Below are 24,055 nucleotides of genomic sequence, written 5' to 3' on the forward strand. Positions count from 1 at the left end.
GTCTATTGATATGAACGCGCCTCCTATTCGAGTTGGCATTGTCGGCGGCACTGGCTATACCGGCGCGGAATTGTTGCGCATTTTGGCACGTCACCCCCGCGCCACACTCAGCGTGATTACTTCGCGGACAGAAGCGGGATTGCCAGTCGCCAAGCTGTTTCCGCACCTGCGCGGGCAGGTCGATTTGGCGTTCACCGCCCCGGATGAGGACGCGCTGGCGGCGTGTGATGTGGTGTTTTTTGCCACACCCAACGGCACCGCGATGCGGGCTGCGCCACAATTGTTGGCGGCTGGGGTGCGGGTGATTGATTTAGCAGCAGATTTTCGCCTAAAAGATGCGGCGATTTGGGAGCAATGGTATGGAATGCCGCACCAGTGCCCAGAATTGCTGGCTGAAGCGGTATATGGCTTGCCCGAAATCAATCGCGCCGCAATTCAACAGGCGCGGTTAATTGCAAATCCTGGCTGTTATCCCACTGCGGTGACGCTGGGTTTTTTACCGCTGCTGGATGCGCAAGTGATTGATCCGACGTGGTTAATTGCAGATGCGAAATCGGGTGCGAGTGGTGCGGGGCGTAAAGCGGAAACCGGTTTGTTATTAGCAGAAATTGGAGAAAGTTTTAAGGCTTACGCAGTGACGGGACATCGTCATGCCCCAGAAATTGCGCAAACGTTAAGTCAGCGGGCGAGTGGTGCGGTGCATTTAACTTTTGTGCCGCATTTATTGCCGATGATTCGCGGTATTGAAGCCACGTTATATGCGCGTTTAACGCAAGTGGATTGCGATGTGAATCGCCTGTTTACTGAGTATTATGCGAATGAATATTTTGTTGACGTGCTGACCGACGACAATCCAGATACGCGCTCGGTGCGCGGTTCAAATTGGTGTCGTTTGGCGGCAGTGCGACAGGGAAATGATCACATCGTGATTGTGCAAGCAGTCATTGATAATTTAGTGAAAGGTGCGGCCGGTCAAGCAATTCAAAATATGAATTTAATGTTTGGATTTAATGAAGCACTCGGATTGGATACTTTGGCGTTATTGCCATAACCGCTGCGCAATTGGCAGCGGCAGTGCTGAATTAACGCTCGCCGGGAACTAAATTCACCGGCGGCGCTATTGGTGGCGGTGGGGCAGTGGGTTTTAATGGCGGTAATTGCAGAGGAATAATCCGCGCTGCATTCACATCCACCTGCGGTGGCGTATTCTCAGTTGGCGTTGCAATCAACCATTGATAACCGAGATAACCAATTGCGCCAATGAGTACGACCGTTAATACGTTCGCAATGGTTCTTCTCATATCTTTACGCAGTGGTGGGTTTAGCCGTTCTTTGACGGTCGGTTGTTTATAGTCGCGCATAATGCTCTCTGCACAAGGAATAAAAAAGAAAAGACACCTGCTCTTTTTAGATGTAATCACAACATTCGTCAAGCGACAAGTGAATTGCGCTGGTTGACGCGATGCTTAGAACTTTCATTTTAGAGTGAACTCAGTTTGTTATGGACGCATTTGCACCTCTGTTAGCGCGGATTCAACGCGGCACTGATGAAATTCTATTAGTTGACGGGCTGCGCCAAAAGTTGGCGCTGGGGCGACCGTTGCGGATTAAAGCGGGCTTTGATCCTACTGCGCCAGATTTGCATCTTGGGCACACGGTGTTAATTGAAAAGCTGCGCCAATTGCAAGAACTCGGGCATGAGATTTTATTTTTAATTGGCGATTTTACTGCCATGATCGGTGATCCCACCGGCAAAAGTGCCACGCGCAAGCCATTGAGTCGTGAACAAATTCAAGATAATGCGGCGACATATCAGGCGCAGGTCTTTCGTATTCTTGATCCAGAAAAAACCCAAGTGGTATTTAATTCCACTTGGTTAGAACCGCTCGGCGCGGCGGGCATTATTCAATTAGCGGCGCAGCATACGGTAGCGCGGATGTTGGAACGCGATGATTTTTCTAAGCGGTATAAAGCAGGTCAACCGATTGCGCTGCATGAGTTTTTATATCCGTTAATTCAGGGCTATGATTCAGTCGCATTAAAAGCGGATATTGAACTCGGCGGCACCGATCAAAAGTTTAATTTGTTAGTGGGACGGCAATTGCAAGAAGTTTATGGACAACAGCCGCAGGTGGTCATCACGCTGCCCATTTTAGAAGGTTTGGATGGGGTGCAAAAGATGTCGAAATCGCTCGGCAATTATATTGCGATCACCGATTCACCCACGGAAATGTTTGGCAAAGTGATGTCAATTTCTGATGAATTGATGTGGCGCTATTTTGAATTGCTGAGTCACCGCGACTTGACGGAAATTCACACTTGGCAAGCGGAGGTGCGCGATGGTGCGAATCCGCGTGATATGAAATTTGAATTGGGTTTGGAATTGGTGACGCGCTTTCACAGTGCGACGTTGGCGCAGCAGGCGTTGCGCGATTTTATTGAGCGTTTTCAACGCGGTGCCGTGCCGGAAGAGATGGCGGAAATCCAATTGGCGAGCAGCAGCGATGGGCTGGCAATTGCGAATCTATTGAAGGAAGCGGGGCTGGTGAAAAGCACTTCGGAGGCGCTGCGGATGATCGCTCAGGGCGCGGTGCGCATCGACGGCGAGCGGGTGGAAGACCCGCAGTTGCGTTGTGCGAGCGGCAGCGTTCATGTGTATCAGGTGGGCAAGCGCAAATTTGCGCGGGTGCAGCTTGACTGCGGCGCGGAGTGAGCGGGTAGAGATGCGGCTGCGTCCGCTGCAAGCGGCTGATTTATCGGCAGTTCATGCGGTGGAAATGGCGGCCTACGCGCATCCTTGGTCGCTGGACATGTTGGCCGATTGTCTGCGCGTGAACTATTGCTGTTGGGTGGGCGAAATCGCGCCGGCGGTAATGGCACACGGCATCATGTCGGTGGCGGTCGGCGAATGTCACATTTTCAATCTCTGCATTCATCCGCACTGGCAGCGGCGCGGTCTGGGGCGCGTGCTGCTGCGTCACCTGTTGGCGCTGGCGCGAAAACGCCACGCGGAAACTGCATTTTTAGAAGTGCGAGCGTCCAATCAGGGCGCACGGGCGCTGTATGCGGCCGAAGGATTTTGTGAAATCGGGTTGCGTCGCGGCTATTACCCGGCTGCAAAAGGACGCGAAGATGCGGTGGTGCTGGCGCGGGAATTGGTGGCGCTGGCAGATGGATCGTTTGACAACGCAGCGCGATAACCCAGCGTCACCCGTTCCAATCCCGCTAAATCCCGTCGCGTTTCAATCACTTGCAGCCCCTGCGCTGCCAATAATTGCCGCACCGCCGCCCCTTGCTCGTAGCCATGTTCCAGCGCCAGCAGCCCGCCGGGGCGCAAACAGCGGCAGGCATCCGGCAGCAAAGCGCGGATCGCGCTCAATCCATCAGCGCCCGCCGCCAGCGCCGTCAGCGGTTCAAAACGCAAATCGCCGCGCTGCAAATGCGGATCGGCAGCGGCGAGGTACGGCGGATTGCTGACAATCGCGTCAAAACTCGCAGTCGCGCCCGCCGTCAGCCAATCACCGCGCAGCGTCGCCACGTTGTGCAGCGCATACGTCCGAAAATTGGCACGCGCCAACTGCAACGCTGCGGCTGAACGCTCCATCGCCAACAGCCACCACTGCGGGCGTTCCCTCGCCAACGCTGCCGCAATCGCGCCACTGCCGGTGCCGAGATCAGCGACTCGCAACGCCGTCGCTGGCAACTGCGCCAACGCCGTCTCCACCAGCAACTCCGTATCCGCACGCGGAATCAACGTCGCCGGCGACACCGCCAAATCCAACGTCCAAAATGCCTGCCGCCCGCGCAGATACGCCATCGGCGCACCGTTGACGCGCTGTTGCAGCAGCGCGGTGAACGCCGCCGCCACGCTCGCCGCCACTTCCCGCTCCGGCCACGCGAGAAAAGTGGTGCGCGACCAGCCGCTGACGTGCGCCAACAACAGCTCTGCCTCTAAACGCGGATTGACATCAGGAAGGACGGCGAGCGCAGCGGTGGCAGCGCGGAGCGTAGCGGCAATTGACAGCGATGACATTGAATTGCACTTTTAGAATGATGAAAAAGTCCAAAACCGCGCCAGCACACGCGGTTTTTTCTAGCAATGAGAACTCTATTCTGGGCGCATGTGCGGGAATAACAACACATCTCGAATTGATGGCGCATCCGTGAATAACATCACCAGCCGATCAATCCCAATTCCTTCTCCCGCAGTGGGCGGCAAACCGTGTTCCAAAGCGCGAATATAATCGGCATCAAAATACATTGCCTCTAAATCACCGGCATCTTTTTCTGCGACTTGTTGGCGAAACCGTTCCGCTTGATCTTCCGCATCATTCAATTCTGAAAAGCCATTGGCAATTTCCCGTCCGCCCACAAAAAACTCAAAGCGATCCGTTACCAGCGGATTGTCATCATTGCGCCGTGCTAATGGTGAGACTTCAGTGGGATATTCAGTGATAAACGTCGGATTCATTAAGCGACTTTCCACCGTGTGCTCGAATAATTCAATCTGCACCTTGCCTAAACCCCAATTCGGTTTGACGGCAATTTTTAAGCGCGTGGCGACCGCAGTGGCTCGCGCTAAATCATCAACATCCGCCGCGTTTAATTCGGGATTGAATTGCAAAATCGCTTCGCGCACCGTTAAACGCGCAAATGGTTGACCAAAATCGTAGCATTCACCTTGATAATCAATTGTCGTGCGTCCGAGCACTGCAATTGCCATCTTGCGCAATAAATCTTCCGTCAAATCCATTAAATCGCGGTAATCGGCATACGCCTCATAAAATTCAACCATCGTGAATTCAGGATTGTGGCGCGTGGATAACCCTTCATTGCGGAAATTGCGGTTAATTTCATAGACTTTTTCTAGCCCACCAACTACCAGCCGTTTCAAAAACAATTCTGGCGCAATGCGCAAAAACAACTGCATATCCAGCGCGTTGTGATGCGTCACAAATGGACGCGCTACTGCCCCGCCGGGAATGGTTTGCATCATCGGCGTTTCCACTTCGAGATAGCCGCGTTGATTCAAATAATCGCGCACGAATTGCACCACGGCGCTGCGAATCCGAAACGTCTCCCGCGTCGCGCTATTCATAATTAAATCGAGATAACGCTGGCGATAACAGCTCTCTAAATCGGTCAAACCGTGAAACTTTTCTGGCAGCGGACGCAGTGCTTTCGTTAATAAGCGCAGACTGTCGCAGCGAATGGATAACTCGCCGGTTTTGGTTTTGAATAACACGCCCGTTGCGCCCACGATGTCGCCCAAATCCAACTCATGTTTGAATTGTTCGTAATGCGCCTCACCAATCCCATCGCGTTGCAGAAAAATCTGCATTTTTCCCGACATATCCTGCACATGCGCAAAGCTGGCTTTACCCATCACGCGCCGCGTCATTAAGCGCCCGGCAATACTGACCTGATGCGCAGCGGTCGCCAATGTTTCCGCATCTAATTCAGCGTATTCATTCAGCAGATTGGCAGCTAAACTATCGCGGCGGAAATCATTCGGAAAGGCATTGCCGCGCTCGCGCAAATGCGCCAATTTATCACGCCGCTGCGCGATTAACTTATTCTCATCCTGCACCGATGCAGCGCCAGCCGTTAAATCTTGTTCATTCATTAGTTCACTCACTCCGGTCATCACAGACCACTCTTCAAACTCGCTTCAATAAAGGGATCAAGATTCCCATCTAATACTGCCTGCGTATTCGCAGTTTCTACGCCGGTGCGCAGGTCTTTAATCCGCGATTGATCGAGCACATAAGAACGAATCTGGCTGCCCCAACCAATATCTGATTTGGTCTCTTCCAGCGCCTGTTGCGTAGCTTGGCGCTTCTGCATTTCCAATTCATACAGCTTGGCTTTGAGCTGCTTCATTGCCTGATCTTTATTCTTGTGTTGTGAGCGATCATTCTGGCATTGCGTCACGGTATTGGTCGGTAAATGGGTGATCCGCACCGCCGATTCTGTACGATTGACGTGCTGCCCACCCGCGCCGCTGGCACGATACACATCAATCCGCAAATCTGCTGGATTGATGTCAATTTCAATGCTGTCGTCAATTTCCGGTGACACGAATACGGAAGCAAAAGACGTGTGGCGACGATTGCCAGAATCAAATGGCGATTTGCGCACTAAACGATGCACGCCAATTTCCGTGCGCAGCCAGCCAAAAGCGTAATCACCATCAAATTTAATGGTTGCCGATTTAATTCCCGCCACTTCGCCCGGTGACACTTCCATCAATTCGGTTTTGAAGCCGCGCCGCTCGCCCCAGCGTAAATACATCCGCAAGAGCATTTCTGCCCAATCTTGCGCTTCGGTGCCGCCAGAACCGGATTGAATATCAACAAACGCATTATTCGGGTCCATTTCACCCGCAAACATGCGCCGGAATTCTAAATCTGCCACTCGTGCTTCATGAATTTGTAAATCGGCAACTAATGAAACAACGGTGGTTTCATCATCTTCAGCCACTGCCAGCGCCAGCAATTCATCCGCATCCGTTAATGCCGCAGTTAATTCGTCAACGGTGAGGACAATCGCTTCTAATTGCGCCCGTTCTTTACCCAGCGCCTGCGCTCGCGGCGGATCATTCCAAATGCTGGGGTCTTCGAGTTCGCGCAGGACTTCGACGAGACGTTCTTGGCGGTTGACGTAGTCAAAGATACCCCCTGAGGGCAGTCACGCGACCCTGCAAATCATTGATTTGAGAAGTAATTGGATTGAGATCAAGCATGTTGCGGCTCCAGTGCGGAAAAGTTGCGCATTATAGACGCTGCGCTCCAGCGGCGAGCGCGGCACTGCACAGAGCGCAATCTGGTTTTGCGTTATTCTTACGCATCAATTTTGGCTGCCGGTCACGCCATCACCCGTTTGTGGATTGCAGATTCCATGCACGATTTTCTCGTCGCTTTTGCGCTGCTGTTAATTTTTGAAGGCATCTGGCCATTTCTCAATCCTGCGAGTTTTCAACGGGCGCTGGCTGCCATTGCAACCGAACCCGCAGCGGCGTTGCGCCTCGGCGGACTGCTGACGATGGCGTCCGGTCTCGTCCTTCTTTATCTGGTGAATTGAATGACTGCACGCAACGAAGAACGCTGGCTGCTGCCGGCTGGCATTGAGGAAGTGCTGCCCGCTGAGGCGCACATCGTCGAGGCGCTGCGGCGCGAATTACTCGATCTGTACGCCAGTTGGGGCTATGAGCTGGTGTTTCCGCCGTTTATTGATTATTTGGAATCGCTGCTGACCGGCACCGGGCAAGACCTTGATTTACAAACGTTTAAACTCACCGATCACCTCACCGGACGCTTGCTCGGCATTCGCGCCGACATGACGCCGCAAGTAGCGCGGATTGATGCCCATCATCTGCGCCGCGACACGCCGACCCGCCTTTGTTATCTCGGCACCGTGCTCCACACCCAAGCCGATGGTTTCGCCAGCACCCGCAGTCCGCTACAAATTGGTGCAGAGATTTATGGTCACGGCGGCATCGCCAGCGAGCTGGAGATTTTGCGGCTGATCGTGTTGACGCTGCGCACCGCCGGCATCGCCGACAGCTATCTTGATCTTGGGCATGTCGGCATTTATCGCGGGCTGGCGCGGCAGGCAGAATTGGACGCAGTGCAGGAACACGCGCTCTTTGACGCGCTGCAACGCAAAGCGATTCCAGAAATTACCCAGTTAATCAACACGTTTGGCGTGACCGGCGCAGTGGCGGATATGCTGCTGGCGCTGGCGGAATTGAACGGCGCTGCCGCGTTGACCGAAGCTGCAACGGTGCTACGCGCAGCAGCCGCGCCGGTTCGCGCTGCCGTCGATGAACTGCGCCAGCTCGCCGCTGAACTCAACCGCTGGCATCCTGAAATCTCAGTTCACTACGATCTCGCCGAGCTGCGCGGCTACCATTACAAAACCGGCGCAGTGTTTGCGGCCTTCGTGCCCGGCTGGGGCTTGGAAGTGGTGCGCGGCGGGCGCTATGACGACATCGGGCAAGTCTTCGGACGCGCACGGCCGGCAGTCGGCTTTAGCACTGATTTGAAAAGTTTGCTGCAACACGGGCACGGACTCGCCGCCCGTTATCAACTGCTGCCGCCAATCACCGCGCCTTGGTCACACGATCCGGCGCTCCACGCAGCGATTGACCAGTTACGCGCCAGCGGACGGCGCGTCATTCAGGCGCTGCCGGGCGCAGTGCCCGAGACGGCGCAGCACGAGATGCAGCAGTTGGTGCTGCGCGATGGGCGCTGGGAAATACAAGCAGTTTCAACGCTTTAATCATTCAACCGACATTTTAGGAAGGCGCAAGCGATGGGCAATAACGTGGTAGTCATTGGTGCTCAGTGGGGCGACGAGGGCAAGGGCAAGGTCGTTGACTTGCTCACAGATCGGGCAGCGGCGGTGGTGCGCTTTCAAGGCGGCCACAACGCCGGGCACACGCTGGTCATCAACGGCGTTAAAACTGTGCTGCATCTGGTGCCTTCCGGCGTGCTGCGCGAGAACGTGCGCTGCTTGATCGGCAACGGCGTGGTGCTCTCACCGGCGGCGCTGTTTGAAGAATTGGCGATGTTGGAAAAAGCCGGAGTGCCAGCGCGGGAGCGGCTCGGCATCAGCGCCGCCTGCGCCTTGATTTTGCCGTATCACATCGCGCTGGATCAGGCTCGCGAGCTGGCGCGGGGAGCTAAAGCGATTGGCACGACCGGACGCGGCATTGGGCCGGCGTATGAAGACAAAATCTCGCGGCGCGGCATTCGGCTGGGTGAATTGCTCAACGCCGCACATTTTGCCGAGCGGCTGCGCGAAGTGCTTGATTATCATAACTTTGCGCTGGAGCATTATTTCAAAGTCGCGCCAGTCGATTATCAAGCCGTGCTGGATGAAGCACTCGGTCACGCCGAGGCGCTGCGCCCGCTGGTGGTTGATGTGCCCGGCTTGCTGCACGAGCTGCGCCAGCACGGTCACGACATCTTGTTTGAAGGCGCACAGGGCGCACTGCTCGACATTGATCACGGCACTTATCCGTATGTCACCTCGTCCACCACCACCGCTGGCGGCGCGGCGAGCGGCAGCGGCGTCGGGCCGCGTGATTTGGATTACGTCCTCGGCATCGTCAAGGCCTACACCACTCGCGTCGGCGCGGGGCCATTTCCGACCGAATTATTCGACGCAGTTGGCGACCGGCTCGGCGAGCGCGGCAACGAGTTTGGCGCGACCACCGGACGCAAACGGCGCTGCGGCTGGCTGGACATGGTGGCGCTGCGCCGCTCGTTTGTGCTCAACAGCGTGACCGGAATTTGCATCACCAAATTGGACGTATTGGACGGTTTAGACACGGTGAAAATCTGCACCAGCTACGTCATGGACGACGGCACTGAATTGGCTGCACCGCCGGTCGGTGCCGATGATTTCGCCCGTTGCCAGCCGCGTTATTTGGAATGCCCGGGCTGGTCAGAATCGACCTTTGGCGTGACGACCTGGGCAGAGTTGCCAGCAAATGCGCGGGCATATTTAGACAAGATTGAAGAATTAAGCGGCGTCCCAATTGATATTATTTCAACCGGGCCTGATCGTAATGAGACGCTCATTCGGCGGCATCCATTTGATGTGTAACTGATGAATCGCATCAGCATCAGCTTTTAATTCAAGCGGCGGGGTTTCAAATGAAATGGTTTCATAATCTTGCTTTCCGTTATCAATTGATCCTGCCGCTGGCATTATTGGCGGTGCTATTTGCGCTGTTTGCGTGGAGCACTTGGCGGCAAGTGAATACGCTCGGCGCAGAGATTGCCGATTTAACAAAAACTGATATGCCGGTGATTGTCGATTTATTAGAAGCGGATCGGGATTTATATCAGGCGCTGGTGGCAGAACGGACGTTGCTATTTGCCGAGGCGAATTCGCCGCTGGCGAGCAAATTGGTCGCGCAAAATGATGAAAACATCGGGCAAGCGCGAGAACGCACCGGACGCGCTGCGGCAAAAATTGCTGCTAGTCATCTCGCCCAAGTGGAAGGAATTAGCAGCAAAATCAGCGTCTTTAATGACAATTTCCGGCGCTGGGAAACGTTGAGCCGTCAGGCGGTGGCGGCGCGAAATACGGGCAATCAGGCTGCGATCACGCTCACTTTGGGGCAGGCGCGAGAGGCGTTTGACCAAACGCGAGACGTGTTGGATCAGCTTGAAGGCATCGTGATTGAGATCGCGCAGACCGCTGCCGAGCGCACCGAGGCGGCGGTGAGCGCCAGCCGGATGCAAACCCTGACGTTGTTGGGCGTGGGCTTGGCGGTGCTGGTGTTGATGATGTTGGTTGTGCCGCCGTTGATTGTGCAGCCGCTGCGCCAGATTGTGTTGCGGATTCAAGATATTACTGAGGGTGAGGGTGATTTGACGGCGCGGTTGCCAGAAGAGCGCACCAACGAAATCGGACAATTGGCGCGAGTGTTTAATCGGTTTCTGGCGCATTTGCAGGAATCGGTCGTGCAAACGGTGCAGGCCGCCGAACAGGTCGATGCCGCTGCCGAACATCTGGCGCACATTGCGACCGATAGCGATCAGGCGGTCATGCAGCAAGTCGATCAAATTCAGTTGGTTGCAACGGCGATGCACGAAATGACGGCGACTGCCAACGAGGTCGCCAATAACACTGCGCAAGCGGCTGACAGTGCGCAGGCGGCGGATGAGGGTGTGCGCAGCGGGGCGCGAGTGGTGAGCGAAGCTGCGGCTGCAATTCAACAACTGGCTGAAATTGTTGAAAAAGCAGTGACGGCAATTGCGGCGCTGGAATCCGACACGACGCGCATCGGTGCAGTGTTGGAGGTGATTAAAAGCATCGCCGAGCAAACCAGTTTGCTGGCGCTCAATGCGGCGATTGAGGCGGCGCGAGCGGGTGAAAGTGGACGCGGTTTTGCGGTGGTGGCGGCGGAAGTGCGCAATCTGGCGTCGCGGACGCAGCAATCGACCGGCGAAATTGAGGCGATGATCGCGGCGTTGCAGACCAGCACGCGCACGGTGGTTGGCGTGATGCAGCATGGGCGCGGGATGGTGGAGACGACGTTGCAAAAATCGGCGCAAGCCAGCCAGTCGTTGACGGAGATCACGCAGGCAGTGGGACGGATTAACGCGATGACGACGCAAATTGCCACCGCGACCGATGAACAAATTGCGGTCACTGAGGAAATCAGCCGCAATACCACGCGCATTCAAACGCTTGCCGATCATGCGTCCGTCGCCAATCATAAAACTGCGCACGCACGGGCGGATTTGGTGTCGTATGCACAGGCGCTGCGTCATGGTTTGGCACATTTCAAGGTGTAAGCGTCGATGAAATTCCCCCGTTTTTCCGCGCTGCTACAGCGTTCCGAAGTGCGACGCGCTGACTGGACAAGCAGCGATCTCATTGATTTTGAAAACTATCTTGCTGAGGATGACGCGCAGTTGCGTGAGCAACCTGCCGCTCGTAAAACCTTGGCGCAACGTGATCGGGTGCTCTACATCGAGCACATCGCGCCGGAGTTGGCACCCGTCAAAGCGCAACCGCACACCACCGCCCATCGCCGCTTGAGTTTGCGACGCTGGCTGACGGCGCGGCGCAATGCGGAAGACCCGCAGTTGACGCCGCTGTTGCCGGGCGCTGCGTTTGACAGTGCGCAACGCTTGGGCACGGTGGCATTGGCGGGAGGTGGCTTGTTATTGGGCGTGGGGTTGGCGTCAGCACTGCTGAGTTATGACGGTCGGCTGCCGATTAGCGTGTCAAATTATGTGCTGGTGCTGGTGCTGGTGCAGTTGTTGTTCGTGGTGACGGCGATCTGGGCATGGCTGCGACAGTCACTGCGGCGGGATGCGGCGACAGCGCCCAGCAGTGGTTTATTGGCGCTGGTGTTGCAACCGCTGTTGACGCGAGCGGCGCAGTGGTTACAGCGCCAGCGTCTGACTGCGACAACGGCGGATGTGCGCGAGCGGGTGCTGGCGCGACACGGGCTGCTGCAAGCGCAGTTCACGATTTACGGCTCGGTGGCGTATTTCCCGCTGTTGATTCCGGCGCAGGTGTTTGGCGTGGCGTTCAATGTAGGCGTGATTGGGACGACCATTCTGTTGGAATGGTTCACTGATTTGGCGTTTGGTTGGAGCACGTCGCTGATCGCGCATCCGCAGACGATTCACGATCTGGCTCACGCGATTGCTTTACCTTGGAGCGGGATTTTTGGCGAGGGCGTGGGCTATCCGACGCTGGCGCAGATTGAAGGCTCGCGGATTTATTTGGAGCAGTGGGCGAACGCGACGCCGGCATTTCATCCGAATCCTGAGCATTTGCGCTCGTGGCGGTGGTTTTTGGTGCTGGCGGTATTCACTTACGGGCTGCTGCCGCGCTTGATTTTATTGGGTTTATCGGTGCTGATGCAGCGGCTGGCGCTGGCGCGGCTGACCTTCACGCACGGGCGCAGTCAGGCGTTATATGCGCGGATGCTGACGCCGTTGGTGGAGACGACGGCGGCGGTGATGGTGCCGGGCGTGGAGATGCCGATTCCGGCACCGCTGACGCCGCACAGTCGCCGCGCTGGTTTGATTGGGCCGCTGACTGGTGAGAAGCCGCCGCCGAGCGTGCGACCTTGGCGGGAAAAGGTGCCCGTAATTGTGCCGCAGCCGCCGATTGATCAATCGTCGCAACCTCTGCTTGCGCCCCCCTTGGAAAAAGGGGGGTTGGGGGGGATTGAGGCGGTACCTGCAATTGCACCGGAGCCAATTGTTGAATTAAAAGATGCGCCGCAACTGCCGATTGATAAATCCCCCCAACCCCCCTTTTCCAAAGGGGGGCTTTTAATTGCGCCAGAGCCAATTGTTGAATTGCCGACTGCGCCGGAGCCGGTCATTGAAATTGCACCGGAGCCAATTGTTGAATTGCCAACTGCGCCGGAACCGGTCATTGAAATTGCACCGGAGCCAATTGTTGAATTACCAACTGCGCCAGAACCGATAATTGAAATTGCGCCAGAGCCAGTTGTTGAATTGCCGACTGCGCCGGAACCGGTGATTGAAATTGCACCGGAACCAATTGTTGAATTACCAACTGCGCCGGAGCCGGTAATTGAAATTGCACCGCAGCCAATTGTTGAATTGCCGGCTGCGCCAGAACCGATAATTGAAATTGCGCCGGAGCCAATTGTTGAATTGCCCGCTGCGCCGGAGCCGGTGATTGAAATTGAACTTCCGCTTGCTCCTCCATTAGAAAAAGAGGAGCTGAGAGGGAGTGATGAAGCAACGCATTTTTCACCTGATGCTTGTTTGCTATTGGTACATGTTGACGTTGACGACGTATTGGAGCCGGAAGATCGCCCGCGTTTGGAACAACTGTTATTGCAATTGACTGGCTGGCGTATTGGCGCGTATGCGACCGTTGGCGCTGGCAGCGCGATGACGATGAAGGCGCTTGAATTATTAGATGGTGGCATTTGGGATGCGCCGCCGCCGCGTATCGCCTTAATTCAGGACGGTTCGCAGCCGCCAATCACGGAAAATCTGTTGCTGTTGCGCGATCTCCGCGCCGCCGCCGGGACGCAAGCGCAAATGCTGCTGGCGCTGGTCGGCGATCCGCAAGATGACGACCGTTTGCCGCCATTACGCGCTTTTGATTACACCGATTGGCAGCGCAAAGTCGATCAAATGGCTGACCCTTATTTGCGTTTGGAAATGCTGGCTCCGCCCAGCGATGGAGAAGATTGATGGCGGCGAAGATTCCACGTTTGGCAATCATGGGGCACCCGAACGCGGGTAAATCCTCGGTGGTGGCGACGTTGACGGAAAACGATCAAGTCAGCATTGATAAACGGGCGGGCACGACCACCGAGTCGGATGTGTATCCGGTCGTGATTGATGGTGAAACGGTGATTGAATTCATTGATACGCCGGGCTTTCAAAATCCCAACGCAATTCTGGAATGGTTCCAAGCGAATGATGGACAACGCGATCTGGCGCGGGCATTTGTTGCTGCACATCGCGCGAATCCGTTATTTGCGCACGATTGCGCGTTATTAGAACCGGTCGCCGAAGGTGCTGGCATTATTTTAGTAGTTGATGGCTCGAAACGGATTAAAGAAAAAGATCGGGTGGAAATTGAATTGCTGCGGCTGACCGGGCGTCCACGCATGGCAATTTTGAATAATTTAACCAATCAACATCGCTATATGATCGACTGGCAGAAGGCTTTGAACTTGGCGTTTAATTCGGTGCGCGAATTCAATGCACATCGGGCGACGTATTCGGAACGCATTAAATTACTGAATGCGTTGAAAAGTATTGATCAGCGTTGGGAGCTATTGGTGGAAGGTGCGGTGGATGCTTTTGTGCGCGATTGGGAGCGCCGCACTGAATTGGCAGCGGGGACGATTTTGGAATTATTGCGAATTGCGCTGTCGTATCGCGTGTCAAAGGCGGTAAGCGATCACAAACTCGTATTTCAAAGCGACCGCAATCGCGTTAAAGCAGAACTCACGGCGGAATTTGAAGAAGGATTGCGCCAGCTTGAAATCGCAGCGCAGGCGCAATTGCGGGTTCATTTTCGCCATAACGTTAAAACCTTCGCTTCGGATTCCATTCTTAATCAAGATTTGCTGTCGGAAGAAGTGGAGCAAACTTTGGGTTTGTCACGGCGGCAGTTGGCGTTGGTGGGCATGGCGGCGGGGGCGGCGTCGGGCGTGACCTTGGATTTAGCGACTGCCGGACATTCACTCGGCGCTGGTGCCTTTTTTGGCGCGGCAGCGGGCGGCGTGTTGGGCATGGTCGGCGGCAAGGCGTTGGCGAAGTTTGATATTGAACGTGCGCCGGGCACGCATCGCTTCACCATCGGCCCGGTGTCCAATCCGCGTTTTCCGTTTGTGTTGTTGGATCGCAGCATTTTGTACAGCGCCCGCGCCATGAATTGGGCGCACGGTCGTCAAGCGGCTGATGAAGATGCGGCAGATCGGGTGCCGGAGAAAGTCATCACGAAACAAGGTTTTACGGAAGAATTGACGAGTGCTCAACAGCGCGAGCTGGGACGGTTTTTTGCAGCAGCGCGGCGCGGACGCGAGGTGGAGAGTGCCGAGCTGTGTCGCAAGATCATCAAAGAGGTGTTGCGCGGCGTGGCGTTAAGTGAAATTGATAGCCGCAATGCGCTGTAGCACCGCCGATGACTGAACACAAAACCCACGATCCCGACGCGCTGCACCGCCATCTGCACGACATCCAAGAGCTGTTGTCGCGCCAGCAGGTGGTGGAAACGCTGGTGCATCGGCAGCAGATGCCGCAGCAGGCGCTGGTTGAGTCGATCACGCATAAACAAAACCTCGCCCGTCTGCGCCGTAAACTTGATCGGCTGCATCCTGCTGATATTGCGTGCATTTTAGAGGCGCTGCCGCTGCAAGAACGGCGCTTTGTGTGGGATTTGGTTCGCGCTGATAAAGACGGCGAGATTTTGCTGGAAGTGTCAGATGCGGTGCGGATGACGCTGCTGGAAAGCATGGATTCGGACGAAATCAAGGCGGCGATGGAGTCGCTTGACATCGACGAATTGGCGGATTTGGCAGCGGATGTGCCGCCGGAGGTGATGCGCGATGTGTTGGCGGCGCTTGATCAGGAGGAGCGCGAGCAGGTTCACGCGGCGATGTCGTATCCCGAAGACAGCGTGGGGGCGCTGATGGATTTCGACATGGTGACGGTGCGCGAGGATGTGACGCTAGAAGTGGTGCTCCGGTATCTGCGGCGTTTTGAGGCGCTGCCGGATCACACGGATAAATTGTTTGTGGTGGATCGGGAAGAGCGGCTGCGCGGCGTGTTGACGCTGGAAGCGTTGTTAATCAACGATTTAGAGCGGCTGGTGTCGGAAGTGATGAAGGTGAAATCGCTCGTGACCTTTGCGCCCGAAGATGACGCGGGCGGGGCGGCGAAAGTGTTTGAACGCTACGATCTGGTGTCGGTGCCGGTGTTGGATGCGGAGCGGCGGGTGGTGGGACGGGTGACGGTGGCGGATATGGTGGATCAGATTCGGGAGGAATCTGACGCGGAGATTTTGAGTCAGGCGGGGCTGCGCGAGGAGGAGGATATTTTTGCTTCGGTGGTGCAATCGCTCAAAAACCGCTGGGCGTGGCTGGCGCTCAATTTGGTGACGGCATTTGTGGCGTCGCGGGTGATTGATGTGTTTGAGGGGTCGATTGAAAAATTGGTGGCACTGGCGGCGTTGATGCCGATTGTGGCGGGAATCGGCGGCAATGCGGGTAATCAGACGTTGACGATGATTGTGCGGGCGATTGCGATGGGACAGGTGGAGCCGACGGCGCTGTGGCGGCTGCTGCGCAAAGAGTTGAGCGTAGCGTTGATTAACGGCGTGGTGTGGGGCGGCGTGGTGGGCGTGATTGCGTGGTGGCTATATCGCAATCCGGAGCTGGGAATGGTGATGACGGCGGCGATGACGCTCAATTTGCTGTTGGCGGCGAGCGCCGGGGTGTTGATTCCGTTATTGCGGCAACAGTTTGGGCGCGATCCGGCATTGGGTGGTTCGGTGTTAATGACGGCGCTCACTGATGCGGGTGGATTTTTCATTTTTCTAGGTTTGGCGACGCTGTTTTTATTGTGAGAGTTTTTTAGCAGTTGGCAGGATTTGTGTGGTGGTATCTATCATTGATCATCATCTACGTTGGAGTTTCGTATGGATACCGCACGTCTTTTTCAATCAGGTCGCAGTCAAGCTGTTCGACTCCCTAAAGCGTATCGTTTTGCCGGTACCGAGGTAGCGGTGCAGCGTTTTGGTAATGGTGTGCTCTTGCTACCGATAGATAATCCTTGGCAAACACTTGAAGCTGGTCTAGCGATCTTTGAACCCGGCTTTGTCTTGACGCGGGAACAACCCGATGCGCAGTGTCGCGCCGACATCGTTCCATGATCCTGCTTGATACCAACATCTGCATTTACATCATCAACGCCAAGCCACCAGCGGTACTGGCGCGTTTTCAGCAGTATCGGCTGGGCGACATTGGGCTGTGCAGCGTGGTGGCGGCGGAACTGGCGTTTGGGGTAGCTAAAAGCGGTTCGGTACGCAATCGACAAGCACTGGAGCTGTTTCTCGCGCCATTGACGATTTTGCCGTTCGATACGGCGGCGGTTTGGGTTTACGGTGATTTGCGCGCTGAACTGGAACGTTGTGGCACGCCCATTGGCGCACTGGACACCATGATTGCTGCGCACGCACTGAGTCAAAACTCCGTGCTGGTGACGAACAACACCCGCGAGTTTGCCAAGGTGCCGGGTTTGCAGCTCGATAACTGGGTCGCTGTCGGATAGTGCCATGCTCATCAAAACTAGTTTTCCATTGCCCGCTTATTGGCGAAATCTTATAGTTGATTCAGCATAAAACGATTACAAATGACAGGCAAACAAAGTATTCACTGAGCATAATTTCAAAAAACACCCAATCATTAAAAAATCAATTACGCATTTCTATAATTAACGCCAATAAAAAGCCGCCAATTCTGGCGGCTTTTTTTAATGTGCGGCACTCGCAATTATGTCGTTGAGAACAAGCCCGTTGATAAATAACGATCACCGCGATCACAAATAATCACCACAATCACCGCATGTTGCACTTCTGCTGACAAGCGCAGCGCCGCCGCCAGCGCTCCGCCCGACGACACTCCCGCAAAAATCCCTTCTTGCGCCGCCAATGCTCGCGTCATCTGCTCCGCCTCCGTTTGGCTAACGTCGAGAATGCGATTGACAACCGTCGGATCGTAAATGCGCGGCACATACGCCGCCGGCCAGCGCCGAATACCCGCAATTTGTGCGCCATCCTCTGGCTGCACCCCGATAATTTGCACACTCGGATTGTGCTCACGCAAATAACGACCAGTGCCCACGATGGTGCCAGTCGTGCCCATCGCGCTCACAAAATGCGTCACCCGCCCGCTGGTTGCCTGCCAAATCTCCGGTCCCGTCGTGGCGTAATGCGCCGCTGGATTATCGGGATTGGAAAATTGATCCAGCCGCACCCCCTCGCCCGCCGCTTCCATCTCCAGCGCCAGATCAATCGCCGCTTCCATGCCACCAGCTTTGGGCGTCAACACCAGCTCCGCCCCAAAACTCGCCATCACCCCGCGCCGTTCCGCGCTCATGTGCTCCGGCATAATCAGCCGCATCCGATACCCTTTGAGCGCCGCCGCCATCGCCAACGCAATGCCGGTATTGCCGCTGGTGGCTTCAATCAACAGCGCCCCGGGTTGAATCGTGCCGCGAGCCTCCGCGCCGCAAATCATGTTGAGCGCCGGGCGATCCTTCACCGACCCGGCCGGATTATTGCCTTCCAACTTGGCAAGCAGCAGGTTATCGGTGACGCCGGGCAAATGGCGCAATTGCACCAACGGCGTATTGCCAACGCATTGTTCAAGCGTAAGAAATGACATGGACGGCTGTTCCTAAAATGACATTGCCCAATAGTGTAACGCTCACTGACAACTGCCACCTGTCACCTGACAACTCACCACTCCATACGCCCCCGCCGGAAGATAAATCGACTCCGTCGTTAGCGCCGTCGGTGCGAGTTGGAACCAGACATTGGTCGGCGTGGTGTAGGTCGCAGTCGCCGTGAATTGACCCGTCGCCGTGACCGTCGCCTGCGCCAGCCAGCCCGAGCCACTCGCCAACAGCCGCGCATTCACCCACGCCAAACTGTACGGCGTCTCCGTCAACTTCCAACTGTCCGTCTTCACCAGCCGCCCAGTCAGCGCGTCATAACGCAGCGCCTGCGCACCCGTGTCAGTCGTCACCACCACCAGCGCCCCGTTGCTCGCCGTCAGCGCCCCCGTCACCGCCACTTGATCCAGCAAATACGCGCTGCTGCCGTCATACGCCACCGCCTGCACACTGCGCTTGCTTTGCCCGCTGGTTTCCACCCATTGCTCACTGTTGGTGATGAGAATTGCGCCCTGCGCGTCCACCTGATCGACGCCCACCAACGTGCCCGGAATCGACACTGGCGTCCGCACCACCGGGATCGAACCATTAAAATCAACTACTTGCAGCCACGAGTGCAGCGTTTCCGTCGGCTGCCAAATCGCATCCGCCACCAGCGGACGCGCCGGCATCGGCACCGGCACATCGCTCACCTCGGCGGTGTCAACGCTAAACAACAGCAGCCCGTTTTGTGCCACTGCTGGCGCCGCACTGCGGAAACTCTCGCTCGTCGTGAGCCGCAGCACCGCACCGGCCACCGGCGTGGTGGTGAGATTGCGCAGCGGGCACACCAGCGCCGCCAACGTCGCGCTCGTCGTCTCATCTGCCACATCGCGCTGCGCAGTTTTTGCGCCGTAAGCGATGCCCCAATCCCACCAGCCCCAGCGTTGCTGTGTCGGCACCTGCCAAGCCAGCGTCGCATCGTTAATCCACAGCAACTGCGCCGCCGCCAAGTTCAAATCCCATTCCGACACGTCCGCGAGCGCGTGTTCCACCGTCGTCAGCAGCGGCAGCTTTGGCAACGCCGTTAGATCAAAAATCGACGTGCGTAATCGCGCCGGCTGCGTGTCATCTGCGCTCACCAACTGCGCTAAATACAGGCGTTGATTGCGGCTGGCGCTGCCCACGATGCGACCTGCGCCCAGCTCAATCGTCGCCACCAAATCATCCAGATCGCTGGTGGGCGTGATCCGCGCCGTCGCCGCCGTGCTGCCGCAGCTCCAGCCGCGCCAATACAACCCGCCCGAATTGCAGCCGCCGTCCTCCAATTGCAGTAAATAATTGCCGACCGCCAGCACCCGATCCGTCGTCCACGCCAGCACCACTTCTGCCGCCATTGCGCCCGTCGTCCGATTCAAAATCTGCAATTCCTGCCCCGAAATCGACACGAAATACTCACCCACCACCGCGCCGCGCCGAGGTTCAAAATCGTGGACGAGCAGCGCCTCGGTCGTCAGCGCATCGCGCCCCACCGCAATTGCTTGAATAGCTTTGATTTCTGCGCCAGCAGCCGTGTAATTTTGAAACGGCACCAACACGATGCCAGCGTCGGGGAAATAGCCCACCGCCTTCTCGTCATAATTCGCCTCGCTCCAGCTCCAACTGCCTTCCTCGCCCAGCGCCAGCCGCGATAACAGCGTCGGCGCGGTCGCATCCGCCACATTGAACAGCGACACCGCTACGCGCCCATCCTCAACGCCGACCGTCAGCAAGCGGTCGCCGAGCGGCTCGATGTACGTTGACCAGCCGGGAATCTCCAACGCGCCCGATAACTGCGGTGCTGCTGGATCAGTCAAATCAACCACAAACAGCGGATCAGTATTAAAAAAAGTGACGACATACAAGCGGTTGCCATCATAGCGCGTGGCGTGTAATTGCTCACCGCGTGCTGCCACCAATTCCAACTGCGCCAGCGCAGCGGTCGTCGTCCCCGCCAACGGGAAGGTCTCAATCCACGTCTCCAGCCGCTCGTTTTGCCACACCAAACTGGTCGCCACCGCCGCGCTGCCGACCACGCTCAATTTGAATTTGTCCGTGACCTGCCCTTTCAGCGCCAAGGTTTTGCGCTCCAGCGGCGTCCCGTCAGCAGCGAGATCAAACAGATGCAACTGCGAGGTCGCCCGCCAACTGCTGTCGTCGTAGTGATCGGTCGTCAGCAGCAACTGACCGCCGGCCGCCTGCAACGCCATACCGGTGCCGTTCAAAGTCACGCTGGCGCGAGTCACTGGCGCAGTCGGGACGCTGAGATCAAGGGCATATAAACGGGTGACGGGCTGCCAATTGTCAGCAGTTTCAACGTATTCCGTCGCCATGACATACAGCATGGTGCCGATCAAACGGCTGTCGCTGACCGTGCCCGCCAACGGCACTTCCGTGACCACGCTCGGCACTCCGGCGGTGACTTTCAGCACAAAAATAGTAGCGGCACCGGCGCGATCAGCCGCGTTGGAACGTCCCAACAATGCCAACTGCGTGCCGGCAGCATCCAGCACATAAAACTGCTCGCCGCTGGCTGCCAGCCGCACGGTGCCGGTGCGACGTGGTGCGGCAGGATTGGTGAGATCAAACACCTGTAAGCCGCGATATTGATTGAAGAAAAAGAGTTGAGAGCCGACGATTTTCCAGATGTCGGATTCGACGACGGTGGTTTTATCGCCATCGCCCACCGGAGCCGGTTCTGGTGCTGCGCCATCTGCCACGGGAGCGAGCGTGTCCAGCGTGCTGACATCTTGACCCAAGCCGGGGCGCGAAAAATCACGGCTGGCGCTGGTAATGCGGCTGGGAAATTTAGCGGTGCGATAGCCGGTGCCGCGCAGTTGCGAGACTTTGGTGTCGGCGGGCACGACGAACTGCACGCTGCGCGTCACGCTGCTGGTGGTGAGATGGCGCACGGCGAGCGGCTGCCAAGTGCCGGTTTGGATGCGTTCGAGCGTGACTTGGCGAATGCCAGCGGGCACCTTGACGATGGCGATGGTGCCGCGCACGTCAACAGTTAAGCGTTGTGAATTGACATTCAAAACGGGCGCAGTCATCGCGATTTGGGGCGCAATGATTAAAAAGAATAAGAGAAAAAACCAGCGTAACAACGCGATCATCACAACCTCCGCTATAGAAAAAATGCTGAATAGCTCAATTAAACTGTGCGCCATATGCTGGCGGCGCATTTCACTGATAACTGACAACTGACAATTAAAAATTCAATTCACCCGCTCCGCAATTATAATCGCCCGCAGCGGCGCGGGTAATCCTTCACAAGTACGGCGTCCATCTGTCGGATCAAGCTGATCGGCGAGCGATTGAAAGCGCATCCACGCCGTCGTCCGTTGCTCATCAACAGTGGTGCGACTGACATCCACCACCTGCACCCGCTGAAAACCGCAGCGCGTCAACCATAAAATCAGGGCGGCCACGCTCGGAATAAACCAGACGTTGCGCATTCCAGCATAGCGCCCCGGCGGCACCAGCGCCTGTTGCGCATCGCCGTCAATCACCAACGTTTCCAGCACCAGCTCGCCGCCCGGACGCAACAGTCGGCGCAGCGCGTCGAGATGATCGAGTGGCGAACGGCGGTGATACAGCACGCCCATTGAAAAGACGGTATCAAAGCCAGTCAGCAGTGGCGGTAAATCCTCCAGCGCCAACGGCAACACCGCCAATTCATCGCGCTGAAGATAACGGTTAATCGCCAAAAATTGCATCACAAACAACAGCGTCGGATCAATTCCCAGCACCAGCGCCGCGTCTGCGCCGAGCATCCGCCAACCGTGATAACCATTGCCGCAGCCGACATCCAGCACCAGCCGCCCTGATAACGGCGCAATCGCGTTGGCGAGCCGCTCCCATTTCCAATCCGAGCGCCATTCGGTGTCGATGTCCACGCCGTGAATGGAAAACGGCCCTTTGCGCCAAGGATGCAGCCGCTGCAAGGTGTCGTGCAGGCGCTGCGCGAGGTCGGGCGCGAGGGGCTGCGCGGGCTGGCAACCGACGCTGGCGCAGTTCAATGCAATCGTGTCTGGCGCGATCATCGGCAAGGCAGCGAGCGCCAGCTCCCAACGTGCTAAATCGCCGTGCGCTCCAGTGTTGACGCGGGCAGCGGTTGCGGCTGCCAACGCTGCGCCCCATTCCGCCAACGCTGTACTGCGCAGTCGCGCAAAAAACGTTTGAAATTCAGTTATTTCCATGCGAGCCACGCGACAAAATTCAGGCTTTGATACCAGCGCGTGATGCCCGTAAAACCGGCTGCGGTCAGGCGCTGCGCGTGGATTTCAATCTGATCGGGAATGAGCACCTGTTCCAGCGCGGCGCGTTTGCCGCTGATGGCCAGCTCGCTGTAACCGTGCGCCCGTTTGAAATCGGCGTGAAGCTCGGTCAATAACGCGCCGCCGCGATCATTCGGCAGCGCGATTTTCTCCACTAAAATCAACGCGCCGCTCGGAATCAAGCCGGCGTGAATCCGCTCCAGCAGCGCCAGCCGCCGTTCTGGGGCGATGAATTGCAGGGTGAGATTGAGCACCACCAGCGCGGCATCGTGAATCGGGACGGTTTCTGCGTCGGCGCAGATGGGCGTGATGCGGGTTTCAAATCCCCCCAGCCCCCCTTTTTCTAAGGGGGGCTCTTCATCTTCCTCCCCCCTTTGAAAAAGGGGGGCTGGGGGGGATTTAATCTGCGCAGTGAGTTTGGCGATCATCGCTGGCGCGTTGTCCACCGCGATCACCCGCACCGAAGCGGGCGTTTGCCGCACGATGGCTTCCGTGACTGCGCCGAGCGAGCAACCGAGGTCGTAACACACGCCATCTGCTGGCACCAAGCGCCGCGCCAGCAAGCCAGTGAATTCGACCATTTCGGCGTAGCCCGGCACTGAGCGGCGCACCATGTCGGGAAAAACTCGCGCCACTTCCGCATCAAAACGAAAGGGGCGCACCGGCGCTGCGGCGCTATCAAATAAGTTGTCTGGTTCAGTATTCATGGCGCTAATTATGGGTTGATGCGGCGCTGCCGTCATCAGATTGCCGCCAGCGCAGCGTGCTCAATGAATGCCTTGCAATCGGAATGAATGCCGGAAAATCAATTCAGCACTCAATGAGGATATTAACGGGCTGGGGTTTGAATGGACGATTGCTATAACAATTGCGGTGGTTTTATAGTTATCCGCAAAACATACTATACTATAAGAGAAAATGTAGGAGCTTACGACAGTGAAACTGTGCAACGAAGACCAACTTTTGAATTTCTTAAGACGTGAAGAAGACAGTTCAGTTAAGTATAGACTTGCTTTTCTGAATAACTTAAAAAATTTGTCTTATGATTTAGATAAAGCGTGCGTTCTTTTTGCAGTTGCAAAATCGACCGCTTACGTCTGGATTCGGATGTGGAACGAACATGGTTATGAAGGAATTGTATCTCCCTTCCACAAATCTGATAAACCTTCTGGACGTCCTCCTAAACTAAGTGATGATGACTTAGAAAAACTAAAAACCATGCTTTCAAAAAAGCCTAACTGGTTAACAGAAGAAGTCTCTAATCTAATTGAACAAGTGTGGCATGTTAAACTCTCTCTGTCACAGGTGGCAAGGATTCTA

At 56.3% G+C, this 24,055-nt stretch carries 21 protein-coding genes; 13 read left to right on the forward strand and 8 right to left on the reverse strand.

The annotated features are described in order from the left end of the window. Positions 1–10: 10 nt before the first annotated feature. Positions 11–1,051 carry an N-acetyl-gamma-glutamyl-phosphate reductase gene (gene argC / locus CKO12_RS08960; protein WP_200154398.1) on the forward strand — a complete coding sequence of 347 codons (1,041 nt, stop codon included), beginning with the start codon at positions 11–13 and terminating at the stop codon, positions 1,049–1,051. A 31-nt stretch (positions 1,052–1,082) separates the two neighbouring features. Here the strand turns inward: argC and CKO12_RS08965 are convergent, their stop codons facing one another. Beyond that, a complete protein-coding gene (locus CKO12_RS08965; RefSeq protein ID WP_200154399.1) occupies positions 1,083–1,361 on the reverse strand; it encodes a hypothetical protein in 279 nt (92 codons plus the stop codon). 140 nt (positions 1,362–1,501) lie between these two features. Between CKO12_RS08965 and tyrS the strand changes: the two genes are divergently transcribed. Both tyrS and rimI read left to right on the forward strand, forming a co-directional pair. Next, positions 1,502–2,713 carry a tyrosine--tRNA ligase gene (gene tyrS, locus CKO12_RS08970; RefSeq protein ID WP_200154400.1) on the forward strand — a complete coding sequence of 404 codons (1,212 nt, stop codon included), beginning with the start codon at positions 1,502–1,504 and terminating at the stop codon, positions 2,711–2,713. A gap of 10 nt (positions 2,714–2,723) precedes the next feature. Next, complete coding sequence (gene rimI, locus CKO12_RS08975) at positions 2,724–3,200, forward strand: ribosomal protein S18-alanine N-acetyltransferase (protein ID WP_200154401.1); 477 nt, start codon at positions 2,724–2,726, stop codon at positions 3,198–3,200. Here rimI and prmC read toward each other — a convergent pair. The 3 genes from prmC to prfB form a co-directional block, all read right to left on the reverse strand. Next, complete coding sequence (prmC, locus tag CKO12_RS08980) at positions 3,107–4,033, reverse strand: peptide chain release factor N(5)-glutamine methyltransferase (protein ID WP_200154402.1); 927 nt, start codon at positions 4,031–4,033, stop codon at positions 3,107–3,109. The two genes, rimI and prmC, sit on opposite strands and share 94 nt — an antisense overlap. A 75-nt stretch (positions 4,034–4,108) precedes the next feature. Beyond that, positions 4,109–5,626 (reverse strand): lysine--tRNA ligase, encoded by a 1,518-nt coding sequence (gene lysS, locus CKO12_RS08985; protein ID WP_200154403.1) that lies wholly within the window; start codon positions 5,624–5,626, stop codon positions 4,109–4,111. 20 nt (positions 5,627–5,646) lie between these two features. Continuing rightward, a protein-coding gene (prfB, locus tag CKO12_RS08990) for a peptide chain release factor 2 (RefSeq protein ID WP_105074694.1) occupies positions 5,647–6,745 on the reverse strand; the annotation gives its coding sequence in 2 pieces (ribosomal slippage) (positions 5,647–6,669 and positions 6,671–6,745; 1,098 coding nt in all). A gap of 23 nt (positions 6,746–6,768) precedes the next feature. Between prfB and CKO12_RS15240 the strand changes: the two genes are divergently transcribed. The 9 genes from CKO12_RS15240 to vapC all read left to right on the forward strand — a co-directional run bounded on the left by CKO12_RS15240 (position 6,769) and on the right by vapC (position 17,312). Further along, on the forward strand, positions 6,769–7,083 hold the full coding sequence (locus CKO12_RS15240; RefSeq protein ID WP_338032726.1) for a DUF2065 domain-containing protein: 315 nt from the start codon (positions 6,769–6,771) through the stop codon (positions 7,081–7,083). Further along, the gene (locus CKO12_RS09000) at positions 7,084–8,283 is read left to right on the forward strand and encodes an ATP phosphoribosyltransferase regulatory subunit (RefSeq protein WP_200154404.1); all 1,200 of its coding nucleotides are present in this window, start codon (positions 7,084–7,086) and stop codon (positions 8,281–8,283) included. It begins immediately after the preceding gene. A 33-nt stretch (positions 8,284–8,316) separates the two neighbouring features. Beyond that, positions 8,317–9,615 (forward strand): adenylosuccinate synthase, encoded by a 1,299-nt coding sequence (locus CKO12_RS09005; protein ID WP_200154405.1) that lies wholly within the window; start codon positions 8,317–8,319, stop codon positions 9,613–9,615. Positions 9,616–9,665: 50 nt separating this feature from the next. Beyond that, positions 9,666–11,318, forward strand: a complete 1,653-nt coding sequence (locus tag CKO12_RS09010) for a methyl-accepting chemotaxis protein (protein ID WP_200154406.1) — start codon at positions 9,666–9,668, stop codon at positions 11,316–11,318. Between the two features lie 6 nt (positions 11,319–11,324). Beyond that, positions 11,325–13,721, forward strand: a complete 2,397-nt coding sequence (locus CKO12_RS09015; protein WP_200154407.1) for a DUF2868 domain-containing protein — start codon at positions 11,325–11,327, stop codon at positions 13,719–13,721. Next, positions 13,721–15,157, forward strand: a complete 1,437-nt coding sequence (locus tag CKO12_RS09020) for a GTPase/DUF3482 domain-containing protein (RefSeq protein ID WP_200154408.1) — start codon at positions 13,721–13,723, stop codon at positions 15,155–15,157. Before CKO12_RS09015 ends, CKO12_RS09020 begins: the two co-directional genes overlap by 1 nt. 8 nt (positions 15,158–15,165) lie before the next feature. Further along, positions 15,166–16,608: a magnesium transporter gene (gene mgtE / locus CKO12_RS09025; protein WP_200154409.1), complete on the forward strand. Its 1,443-nt coding sequence runs from the start codon at positions 15,166–15,168 to the stop codon at positions 16,606–16,608. 72 nt (positions 16,609–16,680) lie between these two features. Next, entirely contained in the window at positions 16,681–16,914 is a 234-nt protein-coding gene (locus CKO12_RS09030) for an antitoxin (protein ID WP_200154410.1), read from the forward strand. After that, positions 16,911–17,312, forward strand: a complete 402-nt coding sequence (gene vapC, locus CKO12_RS09035; RefSeq protein ID WP_200154411.1) for a type II toxin-antitoxin system tRNA(fMet)-specific endonuclease VapC — start codon at positions 16,911–16,913, stop codon at positions 17,310–17,312. The genes CKO12_RS09030 and vapC overlap by 4 nt, the downstream gene beginning before the upstream one ends. A 221-nt stretch (positions 17,313–17,533) precedes the next feature. Here the strand turns inward: vapC and cysM are convergent, their stop codons facing one another. From cysM to CKO12_RS09055, 4 genes are all read right to left on the reverse strand, one after another. Beyond that, positions 17,534–18,427, reverse strand: coding sequence for a cysteine synthase CysM (cysM, locus tag CKO12_RS09040; RefSeq protein ID WP_200154412.1), 894 nt, complete (start codon positions 18,425–18,427; stop codon positions 17,534–17,536). Positions 18,428–18,469: 42 nt separating this feature from the next. Further along, positions 18,470–21,508: a beta-propeller domain-containing protein gene (locus tag CKO12_RS09045; protein ID WP_207146319.1), complete on the reverse strand. Its 3,039-nt coding sequence runs from the start codon at positions 21,506–21,508 to the stop codon at positions 18,470–18,472. A 165-nt stretch (positions 21,509–21,673) separates the two neighbouring features. Then, entirely contained in the window at positions 21,674–22,657 is a 984-nt protein-coding gene (cmoB, locus tag CKO12_RS09050; protein WP_200154414.1) for a tRNA 5-methoxyuridine(34)/uridine 5-oxyacetic acid(34) synthase CmoB, read from the reverse strand. Continuing rightward, entirely contained in the window at positions 22,648–23,478 is an 831-nt protein-coding gene (locus CKO12_RS09055) for a methyltransferase domain-containing protein (RefSeq protein WP_242466276.1), read from the reverse strand. Before CKO12_RS09055 ends, cmoB begins: the two co-directional genes overlap by 10 nt. 193 nt (positions 23,479–23,671) lie before the next feature. On the opposite strand from CKO12_RS09055, the gene CKO12_RS09060 reads away from it, so the two are divergent. Next, positions 23,672–24,055, forward strand: a 384-nt coding sequence (locus CKO12_RS09060; protein WP_200154416.1) for a helix-turn-helix domain-containing protein, incomplete at its 3' end; no start/stop codon positions are given.

This window comes from Chromatium okenii, assembly GCF_016583745.1.
GTDB lineage: Bacteria > Pseudomonadota > Gammaproteobacteria > Chromatiales > Chromatiaceae > Chromatium > Chromatium okenii.

What these genes read in the sequence shown, in the direction of transcription:
- argC (WP_200154398.1), top strand. Translation starts at nt 11, where the DNA reads ATGAACGCGCCTCCTATTCGAGTTGGCATTGTCGGCGGCACTGGCTAT.
- CKO12_RS08965 (WP_200154399.1), bottom strand. Translation starts at nt 1,361, where the DNA reads ATGCGCGACTATAAACAACCGACCGTCAAAGAACGGCTAAACCCACCA.
- tyrS (WP_200154400.1), top strand. Translation starts at nt 1,502, where the DNA reads ATGGACGCATTTGCACCTCTGTTAGCGCGGATTCAACGCGGCACTGAT.
- rimI (WP_200154401.1), top strand. Translation starts at nt 2,724, where the DNA reads ATGCGGCTGCGTCCGCTGCAAGCGGCTGATTTATCGGCAGTTCATGCG.
- prmC (WP_200154402.1), bottom strand. Translation starts at nt 4,033, where the DNA reads ATGTCATCGCTGTCAATTGCCGCTACGCTCCGCGCTGCCACCGCTGCG.
- lysS (WP_200154403.1), bottom strand. Translation starts at nt 5,626, where the DNA reads ATGAATGAACAAGATTTAACGGCTGGCGCTGCATCGGTGCAGGATGAG.
- CKO12_RS09000 (WP_200154404.1), top strand. Translation starts at nt 7,084, where the DNA reads ATGACTGCACGCAACGAAGAACGCTGGCTGCTGCCGGCTGGCATTGAG.
- CKO12_RS09005 (WP_200154405.1), top strand. Translation starts at nt 8,317, where the DNA reads ATGGGCAATAACGTGGTAGTCATTGGTGCTCAGTGGGGCGACGAGGGC.
- CKO12_RS09010 (WP_200154406.1), top strand. Translation starts at nt 9,666, where the DNA reads ATGAAATGGTTTCATAATCTTGCTTTCCGTTATCAATTGATCCTGCCG.
- CKO12_RS09015 (WP_200154407.1), top strand. Translation starts at nt 11,325, where the DNA reads ATGAAATTCCCCCGTTTTTCCGCGCTGCTACAGCGTTCCGAAGTGCGA.
- CKO12_RS09020 (WP_200154408.1), top strand. Translation starts at nt 13,721, where the DNA reads ATGGCGGCGAAGATTCCACGTTTGGCAATCATGGGGCACCCGAACGCG.
- mgtE (WP_200154409.1), top strand. Translation starts at nt 15,166, where the DNA reads ATGACTGAACACAAAACCCACGATCCCGACGCGCTGCACCGCCATCTG.
- CKO12_RS09030 (WP_200154410.1), top strand. Translation starts at nt 16,681, where the DNA reads ATGGATACCGCACGTCTTTTTCAATCAGGTCGCAGTCAAGCTGTTCGA.
- vapC (WP_200154411.1), top strand. Translation starts at nt 16,911, where the DNA reads ATGATCCTGCTTGATACCAACATCTGCATTTACATCATCAACGCCAAG.
- cysM (WP_200154412.1), bottom strand. Translation starts at nt 18,427, where the DNA reads ATGTCATTTCTTACGCTTGAACAATGCGTTGGCAATACGCCGTTGGTG.
- CKO12_RS09045 (WP_207146319.1), bottom strand. Translation starts at nt 21,508, where the DNA reads ATGACTGCGCCCGTTTTGAATGTCAATTCACAACGCTTAACTGTTGAC.
- cmoB (WP_200154414.1), bottom strand. Translation starts at nt 22,657, where the DNA reads ATGGAAATAACTGAATTTCAAACGTTTTTTGCGCGACTGCGCAGTACA.
- CKO12_RS09055 (WP_242466276.1), bottom strand. Translation starts at nt 23,478, where the DNA reads ATGACGGCAGCGCCGCATCAACCCATAATTAGCGCCATGAATACTGAA.